The organism is Burkholderia sp. JPY481, assembly GCF_038900515.1.
Classification (GTDB): domain Bacteria; phylum Pseudomonadota; class Gammaproteobacteria; order Burkholderiales; family Burkholderiaceae; genus Paraburkholderia; species Paraburkholderia youngii.
In genome coordinates, this window is sequence record NZ_JAYMRT010000023.1 from 1 (window position 1) to 15,704 (window position 15,704).

Below are 15,704 nucleotides of genomic sequence, written 5' to 3' on the forward strand. Positions count from 1 at the left end.
TGGATGTGAAAGCTGTGTTTGCCAAGGTCGATCCCAACGAGCGTCGCATGGTCCATGATGGTCTCCAGTTACGAGTGAGCTCCTTCAGCGTAACCTGCCCGGTGAGGCGGGGCGGACCATGTCATTATCTATGGAGTGAGCGGTTTCTTATTTCTCGTGAGGGGAAAAAAGACATCGACAGGCGGGGTGCTGCCATCGACACCTATGGATTTGCGATATTCTGGCTGATTGTCATTTTCGGCTTTGCCCTGACGCAATCGCTGGATTTGCTTGTGCTGTTCTGGCTTGTTCCATATCTAACCACGTTCCAAGCCTTGGGCTGGTTCATTGAACTCGCTGAGCATTCGCCAATGTGTGAGACCGAAGCCGAAGATGTGTACTTGACGCGTAACCGCAAAGGCAATTTGATCGAGCGACTGCTGGTCGGCGCGAACCTTGATGAATATCATCTGGAACACCATCTTTCGCCAGGCGTGCCTTTCTGGCACCTGAAGCGGGCACAGAAGATCAGATTGCGCGATCCGCGATATGCTGAGGTTGCAGAGTCATGGGGAGGACTCTTCGCTAGTGGCCCAAAAGGGCGAGGCGCTGACTAGACACGCGTCGGTCGAGTGCGTCATCTTACCGACGATCGACCGCGATCTGCCTTGCGACGCGATTTTCCAGAGATTACGCGACCTGATGCGTCGTCTTGACGGCCTTATTCTAACTGGCGACGAATCAGATCTCGATCCCGGGATCTTTGACAGGAACGGTGGCGCTTGGGCGCTTGCTGAAGACGACATTGTCGCCTGCAGGACGGATCGTCCGCGAGACAGGCTGTCGATGGTTGCGTTGATGGTGGCGGAAGAACTGGATATGCCAGTATTGGGAATTTGCCGCGGTTTGCAGGAGATGAACGTTTACCGTGGCGGCACATTGCACGAAGATCTATCGTTGACGCACAAGGCGATCTCGCATCGCGAAAATCCAGAGATTCCTCGCGACGAACAGTACCGTCCGGTCCATACGGTTAAGGTCGCTTCCGGCGGCTTGCTGTCGTCCGTTATCCAGGGCGACGAGTTATGCGTCAATTCGTTGCATAGGCAAGGCATCGCGGAGCTTGGTGAAGGAATCCGAGTGGAGGCAGTAGCGGGGGACGGTGTCGTAGAAGCGCAGTCATATAGGAATTCACGCACCTTTCAACTGGCGCTGCAGTGGCATTTAGAATGGCATGCTTCCAGCGATGTAATCAGCCAGAAGATTTTGGGCGCCTTCGGGAGAGCCTGTGAGGCATATAACGCAGCGGTCCACTGAGATGCGGAGATTAGCCGGATTTTGTGTCGATAGTTGTTCCTTTCGGGAGTGATTTGCAAATCGAGGCGGGGCTTCATGGATTTAATCTATTTGTTTTGTTTCTTGTTACTTTTACTGCCGCCGTGGCTTTGCCTGGTCCGAACGTCATTTTTGCCGTTGCTCAAACATTGAAGCACGGGCTCAAAATCGCAATTCCTGGCGCGATCGGATTTGGTACTGGTGCGGCCGTTCACGCAGCAGTCGTATTGTCGGGTGTTGGGATTTTTATACAGGATAACCAATGGGTGTTACTTTATGTCCGATGGATAGGGGCGATATATCTTGGATGTCTTGCCATTATTGCTTTTTGTGGGAAACGGGAGTCAAGAACAGAAGATGGGGTGCGCTGGAACTCCAGACAGGTGTTTGTCGATTCCCTCATTGTCTCTCTAGCGAACCCTAAGGGGTGGTTGGCCACATTAGTTACGTATCCCAGTTTCATCAGCCCATCCGGTTCCTACCTTGGGCAGGCGGTTCCGATGGGAGCTGCGGCAACGGCGATCTCCGTCGGGGTCTATTGCGGATATATGTTTCTTGCAGATCGCGCAAGCGTGGTATTGATCAACAGATCCATGCTTGAGAAGATTACGGGCGCACTTTACGCATGCGTCGCAGCCAGCTTGATCTTCTTAAACAGGTGAAGACCTAAACTTGCTCGCAGTCGGTCAGACGTGGTGTTATTGGTATGCCGTGCAGTCTTGCGGGTATCGCGTAGTTTCGAAACGGAGGTTGTGCTTCCATGCCGATCAAGGTTCCAAAAGGTTTGCCGGCTGCAATTGCTTTACAAAAAGAAGGCATCAAGGTAATGGAGCACGAAGCTATGTATCGGCCGATTGAATGTCCTTTGCATATTGGTTTGCTAAACCTGATGCCCAATAAAATAGAGACGGAAATCCAAATTGCACGTCTCCTCGGTGCAACGCCCATATTGGTTGACCTCACCTTGGTAAAGATAGCCAGTCATTTACCCGAGAACACACCAGCAATTCATTTGGCGTCGTTTTACCAGGATTGGGAAGAGATAAAGGAGCGGATATTTGACGGCTTTATTATTACCGGCGCACCGGTTGAGTTGATCCCGTTGGGAGTGTCTGAATTTTTGTGTGCAAGGCGTCTGAACATTTCAGGCGTGGCAGGCGATCAATTTCATTCTAGCTGTTGGGTCGTGTGAAGCGATCCTCGTAGAGGATCGCGAACTGCCGCATGGCGGCCTTCCAGTCGTGGGCCGCACGGTGCCAGTCGCTGGTGATTTTGCGCAGCGCAAGCCAGAGCAGTTTGGTCGCCGCTTCATCGGACGGGAAGTGTCCGCGCGTCTTGATGATCTTGCGCAGCTGTGCATTCACGCTCTCCAGCGAATTGGTAACCGGCATGATATAGCCGGTGCCTCGCGTTCCCGCGCCCAGCGGTTTGAGCGTATGGTGTGACCATCCGGGACAGGGGCACTGGGGAGCACTTCGGGTGGGCAGGCCGTTGTTACATGATGAGCCGCGAGCTCGTGTTAGTAGTTGGCCGCCCCTGCGACCCGCCCGGTTGCGCTGTGAGCGCGAATCCGTAGTTGTCGTGCTGCCCCACCGGCTCCCAACAGTGATCTGATACGGGAGACGGTTATGCGAATCGTGGGATTTGATGTTTCGCGCTCCGTGGCCGAGATCGCGTACCTGGAGAATGGCCTGATGCATGCCGGCGGCCGTACCGGGTTGCGACGCGACCAGCTGGAACGCTTTGCCGAGAACCTACGTGCCACCGATCACGTGGTGCTCGAGGCAACCGGCAACACTGCCGCCATCGTCAACGTGCTCCGCCGTCACGTCGCGCGTGTGGCGATTGCGAATCCGCTGCAAGTCCGGCTGATCGCCGAAGCCCGCGTCAAAACGGACAAGATCGATGCGGCCGTGCTGGCACAACTGTATGCAAGCGGCTTTCTGCCGGAAGTCTGGATGCCAGACGAGCGCACGCTGGCGTTGCGTCGGCAGATCTCGCGCCGTTCGCAGCTGGTGCGGCAACGCACGCGGCTGAAGAACGAGGTTCACGCCGTGCTGGCGGCGCATCTGATCGAGCGGTGTCCTGCCACCGATCTGTTTGGCAGGAAGGGGCGTGCATGGCTCAGCGTTCAACCGCTGCCGCTGGATGAACGCCTGGGCATCGAGCAGCGACTGCGCGAACTGGACCGCCTCGGCGAAGATCTGCGTGAGGTGGAGCAGGCACTCGCGCAAGCGACCATCGACGACGCGCGACTACGCGTGATGCTGACGATTACCGGCGTCAATACCACGGTGGCGATCGGGCTGCTATCGGCCATCGGCGACATCGAGCGGTTTCCGAATCCGGAGAAGCTGGTGAGCTACTTCGGGCTCAATCCGTCGGTCTATCAATCCGGCCCAACACCGGCCAGGCACGGCCACATCACCAAGCGCGGCCGCTCTTACGCACGGGCGATGCTGGTCGAGGCTGCCTGGGGCGCCACGCAGGCGCCCGGGCCACTGCGCGCCTTCTTCCTGCGCGTGCGCGATCGCCGCGGCCAACAAATTGCCGTCGTAGCGACCGCTCGCAAGCTCGCCGTGATCGTCTGGTATGTGATGACACGTGGCGAACCGTTCGCGTGGGATCGTCCCGCGTTAACCGCGCACAAGCTGCGCGCGCTGGAACTGCAGGCTGGAATGCCGGCGCAGCATGGCTCGCGCAAAGGTTCGGCTGCCGCCTACAGTCTGAAGAGCGTCCGCCAGCAGGAGCGAGCCATGGCCGAGCAGTCCGAGCGAACCTATCAGAGACTGTTTAACCGATGGAAGCAGTCGCGCCCCAAATCAGACAGCGCGCCGATACGGTGGCCGGAAGCGCGGACATAGCGAACGAGCGAAGTACGGCGTGAGGGCTTGTGTATTTCATCCGTGGTGTAGATGACCTTGCGCACCTCAGGCGGAAACGCGAAGAACGGAATCACGCGAACCCATGCGCGGCGCCAGGCTGCCATGACCGTCGGGAACCTGCTTCCCCACGGGCCCCGTTCCAGGGCAAGCAACTCCGCCTCGGCTGCAGCAGCACTGGCCGCCGTGTAGATTGGACGCAGGGCTGCGGCCAGCTCCCGACGCTCCTTCCAGCCGGCATAGTCGAGCGAATTGCGGATGAGGTGCACGATACAGGTCTGCAGCGTGGTCGCCGGGAAGACCGCTTCAAGCGCGTCGGACATGCCCTTCAGTCCGTCGGTGACGGCAATCAGGATGTCCTGCACGCCGCGTGTCTTCAGATCGCTGAAGACCTTCATCCAGAACTTCGCGCCCTCGGTGTTCTCGATCCACAGTCCGAGAATGTCACGCGTGCCGTCGGGCAGGATCCCCAGCGCCAGATAGATCGCCTTGTTGCGCACCATCCCTTCGTCGCGGATCTTCACACGCAGCGCGTCGAAGAACACCACCGGATACATTGGCTCGAGCGGACGGCCCTGCCAGGCTGTGATCTCCTCAGTCACCGCATCGGTGACACAGCTGATGAACTCCGGCGATACTTCGGTGCCGTACTGTTCGGCCAGAAAGCCCTGTATCTCACGCACGGTCATGCCTCGCGCGTACATCGCAATGATCTTGTCGTCGAAGCCGGTAAAGCGGCGTTCGTGCCGTGGTATCAGGATCGGTTCGAAGCTGCCGTCACGGTCGCGCGGAATGTCTACCCGCAACGGGCCGTCCTCCGTCAACAGGGTCTTGCCGCTCCTGCCGTTGCGCTGGTTGGTCGACTCCGGCGGGCGTTGGCCTCCGCTCGGATAGCCCAGGTGATGTTTTAGCTCGGCGCCCAGCGCACGCTCGATCAGCGCCTTCTTGAACGCCATCGAGGCTGCCTGCACCGCTTCCGCCGTCATCGGACCCTTCACGAACTGATCGACGAGCTCCTCTGGAATCGCGGGCAGCTCAGGCGGGGGCGCAGACCCTGCTTTTGGTTTGCCTGGCATACATGCTCCTTTGGGTACATGTTATGCCTTGAACACAAAATTTATGACAGGCTCATCCCGTTTGAGGAAGTGGCGTATTGGAACGAGTTAACTCAGATTCTCAACTGGACTCAAACCAACACTCTGAGCTGCTTCAACATCTGCTGGGCCGCACAAGCGGCGCTATATCATTTCCACGGTCTGCCTAGTACACATTGAATGAATGGCTTTTGGTGTCTTCAGGCACCAAGGCGTGGGGTCCACATCACCGTATCTGCGGGGCCTGTCAGACGATCTCTTTGTTCCCGTCTCCCGATGGACGGAAATGCGACGCGCCGACATCCCACCAGGCAGCGGTATCTGTGTGCCCATCGAATCGCCGGAAACAGGCCTGTGTCTGCTTGATGACCCGAACCATCATTCCCTGCATATATTTAATCACCTAGAGTACGATTCGCAAACGTTGGCAGACGAGTATCTCAGAGACCGTTCACTTGGTCGTCGGGTAAGTATTCCGGCAAATTATTTTCCGGAGGATTGCGAAGATCTTCGGCCGCGCAATTGCTGGCGCAGTCACGCCAACATAATTTTCGGAAACTGGATAAAACAAATTGGCATGATCAAGCCACATCAAGATTAGATCACTCGTTTGCCGGGTCAAATTTGTCCGCGCATAGTGGATTGGGTGCGCGTGCCGGAAGAGCTTATTTACGTTCCGCGGGAGGGAATATGAATCTGAAATTCGAAGAATTGAAACGGGATGTTGCTTCGGGTGCTATTGATACAGTTATCGCATGCATGGTTGACATGCAAGGTCGGCTTGTCGGGAAGCGGTTTCAAGGGGACTTTTTCGTTAAGCATGGCTATCTGGAAACGCATGCCTGCAATTACTTGTTGGCCAATGATATCGAGATGGAACCGGTGGCAGGGTACACGTGTTCAAGTTGGGAAGCTGGATATGGCGATTTTGTGCTCAAGCCCGACCTTTCGACATTGCGGCGCATTCCTTGGCTTGAAGCGACGGCGTTGGTAATTTGCGATGTTTTCGACCAGTGTCAGGAGCCCGTTGCTCATTCGCCGAGGCAGATTCTACAGGAGCAGCTTCGTCGTCTGAACGAGAGGGGAATGGCCGCGTGCTTCGCATCGGAATTAGAGTTCTACCTATTCGATGAGTCTTACGAGTATATATCGATGAAGAAATTTCGCGACCTCTTAACCTCTGGAACGTACAACCAAGACTACCATATCCTGTCGACCTCGCGACAGGAATCGGTCATGCGTCGGATAAGGAACGGATTGCACGGTGCGGGAATCGCGATCGAATGCTCGAAAGGGGAATCGGGGCCTGGGCAGGGCGAAATCAATGTACGCTACGCCGATCCGCTAGTGATGGCTGACCAACATACGCTAATTAAGCACGGCACCAAGGAAATTGCATCTCAAGAGAATAGAGCCATTACGTATATGGCCAAGTGGAACTACCAGTTGGCAGGTTCTTCCAGCCACATTCATTCCTCCCTGTGGACACTAGATGGAGCTCTGGTTTTTTTTGACAGAAATTCGCCCTATGGCATGGCCAATGTTATGCGCCACTACCTTGCGGGTCTTCTGAAGTATTCGAGAGACATCACGCTGTTTTTAGCGCCATACGTTAACTCATATAAACGATTTCAAAAAGGGACGTTCGCGCCGACCACGGCGGTCTGGAGCCCAGACAATCGTACGGCTGGTTTCAGGGTTTGCGGCGAAGGCTCGTACGCGGCTAGGGTCGAATGTCGGATCGGAGGCGCGGATCTCAATCCATACCTGGCCTTCGCGGGGTTGATCGCGGCCGGCCTCGCGGGGATTACCGAGAACCTCGAACTGCCCGGTCCATGTCATGGCGACGCGTACCGTGATCGCGATCTTCCGGATATTCCCAAAACGCTAAGAGAATCGATCGATGTTGCATCAAATTCAGCCTGGCTGCGGGATGTCCTGGGAGATGATGTTGTTAAGCATTACGTGCATGCGGCCCGGTGGGATCAGTTGGAATATGATCGCCGAATAACAGACTGGGAACTCGGGAGAGGATTCGAGAGAACCTAGGGGCAGGCTTACCGTTAGCTTGCGGCGGAGAACTGAGCATGCCCGATGCTACAGAAAGGGAAATGGGCGGCAAGTAACCCGAAAACTGCTACTGCAGATGGTGAAAATTCTCGCTACGATGACAAAAAGCGTCCGAGACGTACCGATGCTGGCAGTTGAACTGCCAGCATGGCGTCCTTGGCAAGGACGGTAGTTCCTTCCAAGTCGGCTTCATCAGACGGCTATCGCGCCGGTCCTGTCATACACACAAAGGCTGTCAAACGCAGCTGTTGGGCCGACAGTGATGACGATGCTTCCGGGCCGGCCGCGCTGATCCATCGGACGCACTCATTCGAAGCGGTAGGCTTTGGTGACCGTGCCCCGAAACAATGCTTCGCGCTCTGCGGGACTCGCTTGCGCAGTCAACTTCTTGAAGGCGTTCCAACCGTTGCTGAAGGGATAAGAGCCCTTGTCCACGGGGAAATTGCTTTCGAACATGCAGCGGGCCGCACCGAATGCATCGATACACGTATAGATCCATGGCTTCCACGCCTGTGCCAATTGGTCCGACGAGGGTGGGCGTTCGCCCCTTTCGAACTCGAAGCCATTGATGCGCATACCAAGGCCACCCACCTTCACATAGACATTCGGCAGTTCGGCGAGTGTGCGCATTGAACCGGACCACGCATCGAATACTTCCTCGCGCTGCTTTGCATAGCTGGCGATCCGGAGAACGCCGCCGCAATGGTTGATGATGAAAGGCGTATGAGGATTCGACTTGGCCAGCTCGTACAACTCCGGCAACTGCGGAAAGAATAACCACGCGTCGTATGACAGTCCAAGCGAAGCTAGTTGTGCGACTCCCGCCCCGTAGTCCGGATCGAGCAGCAGCCCTCGCGGGGGCGCCGATAATGGATTGACAAGGGTCCGGTCGGCATCCCAAGTAACGAGGTGCCTAACGCCACGAAATCTGCCATCGCCAGCATGCAGTTCTGCCTCGAGAGCATCGCGCACCGCTGATCCGCGGCGAAGATCAGCGTAGCCGACCATGGCTTTTGCAACCTGCGGCTTGCCGCTCTGCAAAGGAGTCGTGACGCTTGCAACATATTCGATTTCTCCCACAGGGCGCAGTGCCTCGGGACCAGACGGGCGATACCGTGTCAGCGCCTGCATGAACACCGAGGCAGTAATGTTATGTCCCGAGCGCGCGTCCTCGAGATACTCGTCCAGAAGGTAGGTCCATCCTGGGCGCTCGTAGAAGTGATGATGCGCATCGATGATCGGCATGTCGGGTTCGAGCGCGGCTTCGGTGCCGCGAGCGAGCCAGTCGGCCCGAACGGGAAGGTAATTGCTCGTTGTGCTCATGAGGTGCTTTTCCTCTCTTGCAAACGCATGGCGCCCGGTAACAGGGGAGAGAATCATGGAAGCTGAGGCAGTGCCGAGCAATTGCCGACGCCGCGGCGAATGTGATTTTTTCATGCCTGTTCTCCGGAAGCGAACGCATGAAGTGACAGTGTCAGCAATGTCGTGATGCCCAGCGCGATTGACAGGCCAATCATGCCGGCCGAGAACGTACCGAAACCGTCTTTCAGATAGCCGATGAGATACGGTCCGACAAAGCCGCCAAGCGCGCCGAACGAGTTGATGAAAGCGAGCCCACCGGCGGCCGCTTGGCCGGAAAGGAAGCTGGTTGGGAGCGTATAGAAGATCGTTCGCCCGGCAATCGTGCCGATAAGCGCGAGCGTTAGGCCGGCCATCGTCGGAAGCAGTTGATGAAAGTACGTCGAGACGCCGAGCGCGATTGCGCCGATCAGCAGACCCGCGGCCAGATTCGCTATCGGCCCGCCGCGACTGTCGACTCGTTTGGCCCACCAGAGCAACGCAACAGTAGCAAAGAAGTAAGGCACTGCCGACATCCAGCCCGTCTTTGCCACGCTCATGCCGTGAGCCCTCAGCATCTGAGGGAGCCAGATACCGATGCCGTAAGAGCCCATCGTGAAGCCGAAGGAAATCATCGCCAGAATGTAGGTTCGCACGTCCTTCAATGCCGCAACGAAATGCTTCTTCTTCCGACTTGACGTGTCTTCTCGATCGAACGCCCCCTGCAGAGCTTGCCGTTCGTCGTGCGACAACCACTCCGCATCGGCGGGCTTGTCGTCCAGCATTTTCAGTACCAGAAAACCGAGGACGCACGCGGGCAGTCCTTGAACGACGAACATCCACCTCCAGCCAGCTAGTCCCAAGACACCGTCCATGTGCAGCAGGCCAGCCGAGAGCGGCCCCCCCACGAGCGACGAGAGCGGCGTGGAGACGGTGAACCAAGCCAGAACTCGGGTGCGATAGGCAGGCGGAAACCAGACCGCGAGAAAAAAGATCACACCGGGGAAAAAACCGGCCTCGCCGATGCCAAGCATCAGCCGGATCGCGTAGAAGCTTTTCGGGCCGACAGCTAGTGCCGTTGCCGCTGCGAACAGCCCCCACGTGATCATGATGCGGGCGAGCCAGCGCCGTGCGCCGAAGCGGTACAGCGCGAGGTTACTCGGAATCTCGAACAAGCAATACCCCGCAAACATGATGCCAGCCCCCCAGCCGAACTGCGTGGCGGTCAAGTCCAGATCGCGGTTCATTGTCAACGCCGCGAAACCGACGCTGGTGCGATCGAGATAGTTGAAGAAGTACGCAAGCGCCAGTAGCGGAATGAAGCGCCGCGCGGCTTTTCTGACCGCGGAGTGCTCGAGGGTGGAATCCGCCGCGCGGCCTGTGGCGATATTCGATGAACTTAATGCCATGCCTCGTCTCCGGACAAATCGCGGCGTGCAGAGGCCCGGCCTCTGCGGAACAGTGACTGCTTGTTTGCTTCGCCGGTTCAGGCGCTGGCGAGTTCGTTCGCCGAAGGATTCGACGCATCGTGAGGCTGGGCGTCCCGACACTTGACAATCCCAGCCTCGACCAATCGTCCGAGATCCTCAGCCGTGTATCCGAGATCTGTCAGAAGCGCCTGAGTATCCTGACCGAGCGAAGGCGGCGGCGCGCGTAGGTGCAGGCGCTCACCACCGAGCGTCAAGGGCAGCAGCGCAGTCCGTGTCGCGATGGCTTGCCCCGCATCGCTGGCGTCAGGCGGCAAAGTCACTTGGGCGAGTCCGCCGGTAGCGAGCAGGTGCGGATCATCGAAAAGGTCCTGCGGCTTCATGATCGGCGCATAAGGCAGCCCGCAGCGCTCGAAGATCGCGCTAATCTCCGCGGCGGTGAACGCTTCCAAATGTTTTTGAAGCTGCGGCAGCAACCATTCGCGGGCCTGCACGCGCAGATTGTTGGAGGCTAGCCGCTCATTCGACTTGAGCTCCGCCAGCCCGAAAGCGTCGCAGAACGGCACCCATTGTGTATCGGAGACGACCGCAAGAAAGATCTGCTCGCCGTTTTTCACCGAGAACACGTCATAGATGCCCCAGGCTGAAATGCGGCTTGGCATCGGCGCCGCGGCAGTACCGGTCACCGTGTACTGCATCATGTGCTGTGCTACGAGGAACACATTGTTCTCGAACAGCGCGCTTTGCACTTCCTGACCCCGGCCGGTGCGTTCGCGTTGTGCGAGGGCCGCCATCGCACCGATCGCGCCGAACATGCCTCCCATGATGTCGTTGACACTCGTTCCGGCGCGCAGCGGCCTGCCTTCCGGTCCCGTCATGTAAGCGAGGCCGCCCATCATCTGCACGACCTCATCCAGCGCGGTGCGATGGTCGTATGGGCCGGGCAGAAACCCTTTATGCGACACGTAGATGAGACGCGGATTGATCCTGGACAGTGCAGGATAACCGAGGCGAAGTTTGTCCATCGTGCCGCTCTTGAAGTTCTCGCTGAAAATGTCCGCCCCTGCAAGCAGCTTGTGAATGATTTCCACGCCGCGCGGATCTTTTACGTCGACAGCGATGCTCTTCTTGTTGCGGTTGAACGTGCTGAAGAAGCCCGCCCCGGACCCGCGCAAAGCGCGCGTGCTGTCGCCGGAAATGGGTTCGACCTTGATCACCTCCGCGCCGAGGTCCGCCAGCACCATGCCGCATGTGGGCCCCATCACCATGTGCGTCATCTCGACGACGCGTACGCCGCTATACGGCAAATCTTGGTTGGCTCGCACTTTGCTCATTGCGCTAGTCTGATCCGGTAGTCTTCCGGTTTCGGCGCACGGGGTGCGTGGCCGTCTGCATACGCGAATCCTTTGGGGAGCCCCGCGTCCTGCAAGTGTCCGTATAACGCTTCGCGAGGCAACGCATCGGCGAGAATGGCACGCGCGGCGATCAGCCTGTCGATGTCCACGCCCGTGTCATAGCCCATGGCTTCCAGCAGGAAGACCAAGTCCTCAGTCACGATGTTGCCGGTTGCGCCCGGCGCATAGGGACAGCCGCCGAGACCCGCCTGGCTGGAGTCGATCGTCGTCACGCCGACTTCAAGCGCTGCGACGACGTTGGCAAGTCCCTGTCCGCGCGTGTTATGGAAGTGTGCACCGCCAGCCTTTGAGCCAAGTTCCGTTTGGAGCCGGCGAAACAGCCGGCGAACCTGGGTCGGGTTCGCGTAGCCGCTCGTATCGGACAGGCCGATTTCATCAACACCACACTCGGCCATTGCCAAACACATGCGCATCGTCTGGTCATCGGTCACAGTGCCGGCGATCGTGCAGCCGAAGGCAACCGAAATGCCGGCCTCTATCTCTACGTTTGGAAACCGTTCGTTGCGAAGCGCGACGATATTGCGCACTTCCTCGATCATCTGCTCATTGGTTTTCTGCATATTGGCCAGCGAGTGTTCTATGGTCACTGACACGGGAAGCGTGACCTTGTGCACGCCAGCTTCGAAACCGCGCTGACTACCACGCAGGTTCGGCGCGAGAACCGCGACGCGCAAATCCGGAATAGACAGCCCATGCGCGACGACTATACGAATGTCAGCCATCTGCGGCAGCAGCTTCGTCGGCACGAATGAACCCACTTCAATTTCCCTAAGACCCGCAGCGGCGAGCGCGGAGATCCATCGCAGCTTCGCTGCCGTGGGCATCACGGTTTTAACGCTCTGCAATCCGTCGCGCGGCCCGACCTCGCTGATCAACACTTCGGGATTCGGGGTATTCAAGAGTAACTCCATGGTTCTATGCAATAGATCGTGGGTCTACGTGATAGAACTCTAGATGGTCGGGTTAATCTCGTTAATAGGGGTGAACCCTTGATGTCAAAGTGAAACTTGAGCTCTGTCGAGCGAAACCGTAAAGTGACGGCAATTGACCGAAGGGGAAGAAATGACTGGCATTGGGCCCGACGACGGGCAGCGTTCAGTCGACGCATCGAAGACAAGCAGCGGAGTCGCGGTTCTTGACCGAGCTTTTGCTATTCTCAGCGCATTCGGCCCGACCGACGATCAGTTGACGCTAACCGAGCTTTCGCGCCGTGCCGGGTTGTACAAAAGTACGGTCTTGCGGTTGCTCGGCGCTTTAGAGCACGGCGGATTTATCCGGAAGTTGAATGACGGTCAGTACTCTATCGGACCTCAACCGCTACGGCTCGCAATGCTTTACCAGCGGTCTTTTCAAGTCGGTCCAGTGGTGGAGCCGATCCTTCAGCAGCTCAGTCGGGACTTGGGCGAGACGGCATCTTTCTATGTGCGGCAAGGTGACCAGCGCTTAGTTCTGTACCGCGTGGAGCCTTCGAGAAGCGTGAGAGTAGCGATACGTATTGGGGAGGAATTCGCGATTGACAACGGCGCCTCCGGCAAAGTACTGCTCGCTTTCACTGAATCGTCAGATCCGCGCTGGAATCGGGTGCGGGAACAATTGTGCGCGGTCTCATACGGTGAACGCGATCCTGAAACGACATCAGCATCGGTGCCGGTGTTCGATTCAACCGGTCAGCTAGTAGGCGCTCTGACTCTATCGGGACCGAAGGGCAGATTCGACACCCCATCTACGATCAAGCTTGCTCTTAAGGAGTTGCTTCTCAGCGCGCAGCGAGCGACGGTTGCCTTGGGGGGCAGGGGCGCGAAATACGATGCAAGCATCGCCAGATTCGTCCAGGAAGACGCCCCAAATCTTGAAGGACTGGATATCGATAGAAGCAGCTAAATGCGTCTCTTCATCGGCGCCTTTTGGTTGGTCCGCCTCGCCGACCGCTCTAGGAGCAAGACGACCTTACGGTCTCGCTGCTTCTATATTCGATAGAGTTTTCTGATGAATTGCCCACGACCGTCCGTGTGTAATTTATCTGCGGCGCTGATCGCGGGCATCGACGCGAACATCTCCTGGTTGTGACTGATCCTTATATCGACGAACTCGCCAAAGAGCAGTGCCTGCCGGTCACACTGTTCGCATGGTGGTTAGTGCCTGCGCGCAACGTTAGTCACCGACCGGGTGGCGCGTGGTGTTGATCATCGGCTCCTGGGGTACGCTTGTCATGTGGGCGATCCGCCGCCAACTGCCGTGAAAACCGGCGCCGGCTTGCGCAGCACGCCATCTACAAGCAGCGGACAGTGTGACGTTCACGCTCACCTCGGCTCGTGGGCTAGCATGAGACACAGCGCGTGCATGGTATTCGCAAAGCAGCTCATCGTTGCGTGCCTTCCAATGACGCTAGGGGTGCTATTCCATTGCGGGGCGGCTGCAGCAACGCAAGTCAGCGTGTCTGAAATTGGCTGGAGCCCGCTCGACTCGCTCAGGACAGTCAGGTCCAACGGCGTAGCTTGTCTCACTTCCGCATGCGAAATCGCCGCGTCGGACATTATCAGGAGCGCAAAGGCGCCCGCGAAGCCGCACCGTTGGGCCCGGATGAAGCATGCATCTGACACTGATCGGCATTGCATCTTTGTGGACTAACTCACCAGGAAGCGGACCCGTTGCGTTCGAAAAGGTGCCGGTCGGCCCGTTTGTGTCAAGGAGGGCAAGGCGGACCGGCTCTCGGGCCGCATCCTCGACTGACCCAGCTCTGGGTGCGTGGTTGCTCAAGTCAGTGGCTGTGAACCCTGGACAGACTGCATTGACCTTAATACCGGTTCCCTCCAGCTCAATGGCGAACGCCTGCGTTATCGCATTGAGTGCTGTTTTCGAGGTCTGATAGACACCGACATACTGCCTAGAGTAATCCGACGGGTCGTCCTTGAGCGTGAGGGAACCACCTGGGCTCGAAACGTTGACTATGCGAGCCGCCGGCGCTTTTCGAAGAAGCGGCAGCATCGCCTGCGTAACGGCGACAACTCCAAACACGTTCGTCTCGAAGACCAAGCGCATATCGTCAACGGTTGCGCGGCTCACCTTATCCCCGTCTCTCATTTCATTGGCAGGCGTCCCCAGCTTGATTGGACGTGATATACCTGCGTTGTTGATCAGGACATCGAGACGTCCCCAAGTATTCTCGATCTGCCTGGCAGCCGCGGTAATCGAGGACTGATCGGTCACGTCGAGTTGGATCGCTTGGCTGTCACCTTGAAGACTTCTTGCTGCTGCCACACCAAGGCCGAGTTTGCGTGCGCCGATGAGTACCTCGAAGCCTCGGGCCGCCAAGTCCTTCGCGATCTGAAGGCCAATTCCCTTGTTTGCGCCGGTAACGAGCGCCACGGGGGTGTTATGCATGTTTGCTCCGTTCAAGATGATGGTTTCGAGCTGTCGAGCGTGATTCGCTTACGATAAAATCCAACCGGAACCGCGCTCCGGTTACCGCCTGTACGGAACACTGTTCCATTTAACAAGGGAAAAATGAATTGATCAGCAAGACGAACGGGACCGTCGGCGGACTTCCACGGCGTTCGGTGCGCGCTGACGCGCAACGCAACATCGATACGCTCCTGCGAGCTGCACTCGCAGTTTTTGAATCCTCGGGGATCGATGCTCCGGTGCGCGAGATCGCGCAAAAAGCCGGCGTAGGTATAGGGACAATCTATCGTCACTTCCCCCAACGTTCGGATCTAGTTGTAGCCGCGTTGTGCAGTGAGGTGGATGCCTGCGCCGATGCCGGCTTTGAACTTGCCGCCACGCTTGGCGCCGGCGACGCATTGGTAGGATGGATTGAACGCTACGTCGATTTTGTGACGAGGAGACGCGGTCTCGCCGCGGCTCTGAATTCGGGCGATGCCGCGTTCCGGGCATTGCCGACCTATTTTCTTGACCGACTCCGGCCTGTCGTTCAGAGCCTTCTTGATGCCGCCACAGATTCGGGCGATATTCGCAAGGGAATACGGCCCGAAGAAGTTTTGTGCGCGGTAGCCGCCCTGTGCGCTCCGCTGGAATGTCCCGATCCGCCCGATGCCCGGAGGTTGGTGGCTGTGTTTCTCGATGGATTGCGCTACGGTGCGAGCAACAGGATTCTAGTCCGGGGTTGACTTAGCGACGATAGCGCGACTATCGCCACTTTTTGTT

General features: G+C 57.7%; 14 protein-coding genes and 3 pseudogenes. 10 read left to right on the forward strand and 7 right to left on the reverse strand.

From position 1 onward, the window contains the following. The 4 genes from VSR82_RS33535 to VSR82_RS33550 form a co-directional block, all read left to right on the forward strand. Positions 1-596: fatty acid desaturase (locus VSR82_RS33535; protein ID WP_498858449.1), on the forward strand; the 596-nt coding region annotated here is incomplete at its 5' end. Beyond that, positions 568-1,296, forward strand: a complete 729-nt coding sequence (locus VSR82_RS33540; protein WP_498858450.1) for a gamma-glutamyl-gamma-aminobutyrate hydrolase family protein — start codon at positions 568-570, stop codon at positions 1,294-1,296. The genes VSR82_RS33535 and VSR82_RS33540, both read left to right, overlap by 29 nt. 23 nt (positions 1,297-1,319) lie before the next feature. Continuing rightward, complete coding sequence (locus VSR82_RS33545; RefSeq protein ID WP_498858451.1) at positions 1,320-1,976, forward strand: LysE family translocator; 657 nt, start codon at positions 1,320-1,322, stop codon at positions 1,974-1,976. Between the two features lie 98 nt (positions 1,977-2,074). Then, positions 2,075-2,506 (forward strand): homoserine O-acetyltransferase/O-succinyltransferase family protein, encoded by a 432-nt coding sequence (locus VSR82_RS33550; RefSeq protein WP_498858452.1) that lies wholly within the window; start codon positions 2,075-2,077, stop codon positions 2,504-2,506. Here VSR82_RS33550 and VSR82_RS33555 read toward each other — a convergent pair. After that, positions 2,487-2,696 (reverse strand): annotated as a pseudogene (locus VSR82_RS33555) (transposase); the annotation flags it as partial. The gene VSR82_RS33550 and the pseudogene VSR82_RS33555 overlap by 20 nt on opposite strands. Positions 2,697-2,942: 246 nt before the next feature. On the opposite strand from VSR82_RS33555, the gene VSR82_RS33560 reads away from it, so the two are divergent. Beyond that, positions 2,943-4,178, forward strand: coding sequence for an IS110 family RNA-guided transposase (locus VSR82_RS33560; protein WP_429459802.1), 1,236 nt, complete (start codon positions 2,943-2,945; stop codon positions 4,176-4,178). Here VSR82_RS33560 and VSR82_RS33565 read toward each other — a convergent pair. Continuing rightward, positions 4,157-5,272 (reverse strand): annotated as a pseudogene (locus tag VSR82_RS33565) (IS256 family transposase); the annotation flags it as partial. The gene VSR82_RS33560 and the pseudogene VSR82_RS33565 overlap by 22 nt on opposite strands. An 18-nt stretch (positions 5,273-5,290) precedes the next feature. On the opposite strand from VSR82_RS33565, the gene VSR82_RS33570 reads away from it, so the two are divergent. The 3 genes from VSR82_RS33570 (at position 5,291) to VSR82_RS33580 (ending at position 7,339) form a co-directional block, all read left to right on the forward strand. Further along, positions 5,291-5,470, forward strand: coding sequence for a homoserine O-acetyltransferase/O-succinyltransferase family protein (locus VSR82_RS33570; protein ID WP_498858453.1), 180 nt, complete (start codon positions 5,291-5,293; stop codon positions 5,468-5,470). Positions 5,471-5,474: 4 nt separating this feature from the next. Continuing rightward, entirely contained in the window at positions 5,475-5,891 is a 417-nt protein-coding gene (locus VSR82_RS33575; protein ID WP_498858454.1) for a homoserine O-acetyltransferase/O-succinyltransferase family protein, read from the forward strand. Between the two features lie 89 nt (positions 5,892-5,980). Then, positions 5,981-7,339 (forward strand): glutamine synthetase family protein, encoded by a 1,359-nt coding sequence (locus VSR82_RS33580; protein ID WP_498858455.1) that lies wholly within the window; start codon positions 5,981-5,983, stop codon positions 7,337-7,339. Positions 7,340-7,666: 327 nt separating this feature from the next. Here the strand turns inward: VSR82_RS33580 and VSR82_RS33585 are convergent, their stop codons facing one another. The 4 genes from VSR82_RS33585 to VSR82_RS33600 all read right to left on the reverse strand — a co-directional run bounded on the left by VSR82_RS33585 (position 7,667) and on the right by VSR82_RS33600 (position 12,439). After that, positions 7,667-8,797, reverse strand: coding sequence for an amidohydrolase family protein (locus VSR82_RS33585; RefSeq protein ID WP_498858456.1), 1,131 nt, complete (start codon positions 8,795-8,797; stop codon positions 7,667-7,669). Further along, a complete protein-coding gene (locus VSR82_RS33590; protein ID WP_498858457.1) occupies positions 8,794-10,107 on the reverse strand; it encodes an MFS transporter in 1,314 nt (437 codons plus the stop codon). Before VSR82_RS33590 ends, VSR82_RS33585 begins: the two co-directional genes overlap by 4 nt. A 77-nt stretch (positions 10,108-10,184) precedes the next feature. Continuing rightward, positions 10,185-11,459: a CaiB/BaiF CoA transferase family protein gene (locus VSR82_RS33595; RefSeq protein WP_410853099.1), complete on the reverse strand. Its 1,275-nt coding sequence runs from the start codon at positions 11,457-11,459 to the stop codon at positions 10,185-10,187. Then, a complete protein-coding gene (locus VSR82_RS33600; RefSeq protein ID WP_498858458.1) occupies positions 11,456-12,439 on the reverse strand; it encodes a hydroxymethylglutaryl-CoA lyase in 984 nt (327 codons plus the stop codon). Before VSR82_RS33600 ends, VSR82_RS33595 begins: the two co-directional genes overlap by 4 nt. A 163-nt stretch (positions 12,440-12,602) precedes the next feature. On the opposite strand from VSR82_RS33600, the gene VSR82_RS33605 reads away from it, so the two are divergent. Beyond that, positions 12,603-13,421, forward strand: coding sequence for an IclR family transcriptional regulator (locus VSR82_RS33605; protein ID WP_410853100.1), 819 nt, complete (start codon positions 12,603-12,605; stop codon positions 13,419-13,421). A gap of 753 nt (positions 13,422-14,174) precedes the next feature. Here the strand turns inward: VSR82_RS33605 and VSR82_RS33610 are convergent. Further along, positions 14,175-14,921: pseudogene (locus tag VSR82_RS33610) on the reverse strand (SDR family NAD(P)-dependent oxidoreductase); the annotation flags it as partial. A 128-nt stretch (positions 14,922-15,049) separates the two neighbouring features. On the opposite strand from VSR82_RS33610, the gene VSR82_RS33615 reads away from it, so the two are divergent. Continuing rightward, on the forward strand, positions 15,050-15,667 hold the full coding sequence (locus tag VSR82_RS33615; protein ID WP_498858459.1) for a TetR/AcrR family transcriptional regulator: 618 nt from the start codon (positions 15,050-15,052) through the stop codon (positions 15,665-15,667). Positions 15,668-15,704 lie beyond the last annotated feature (37 nt).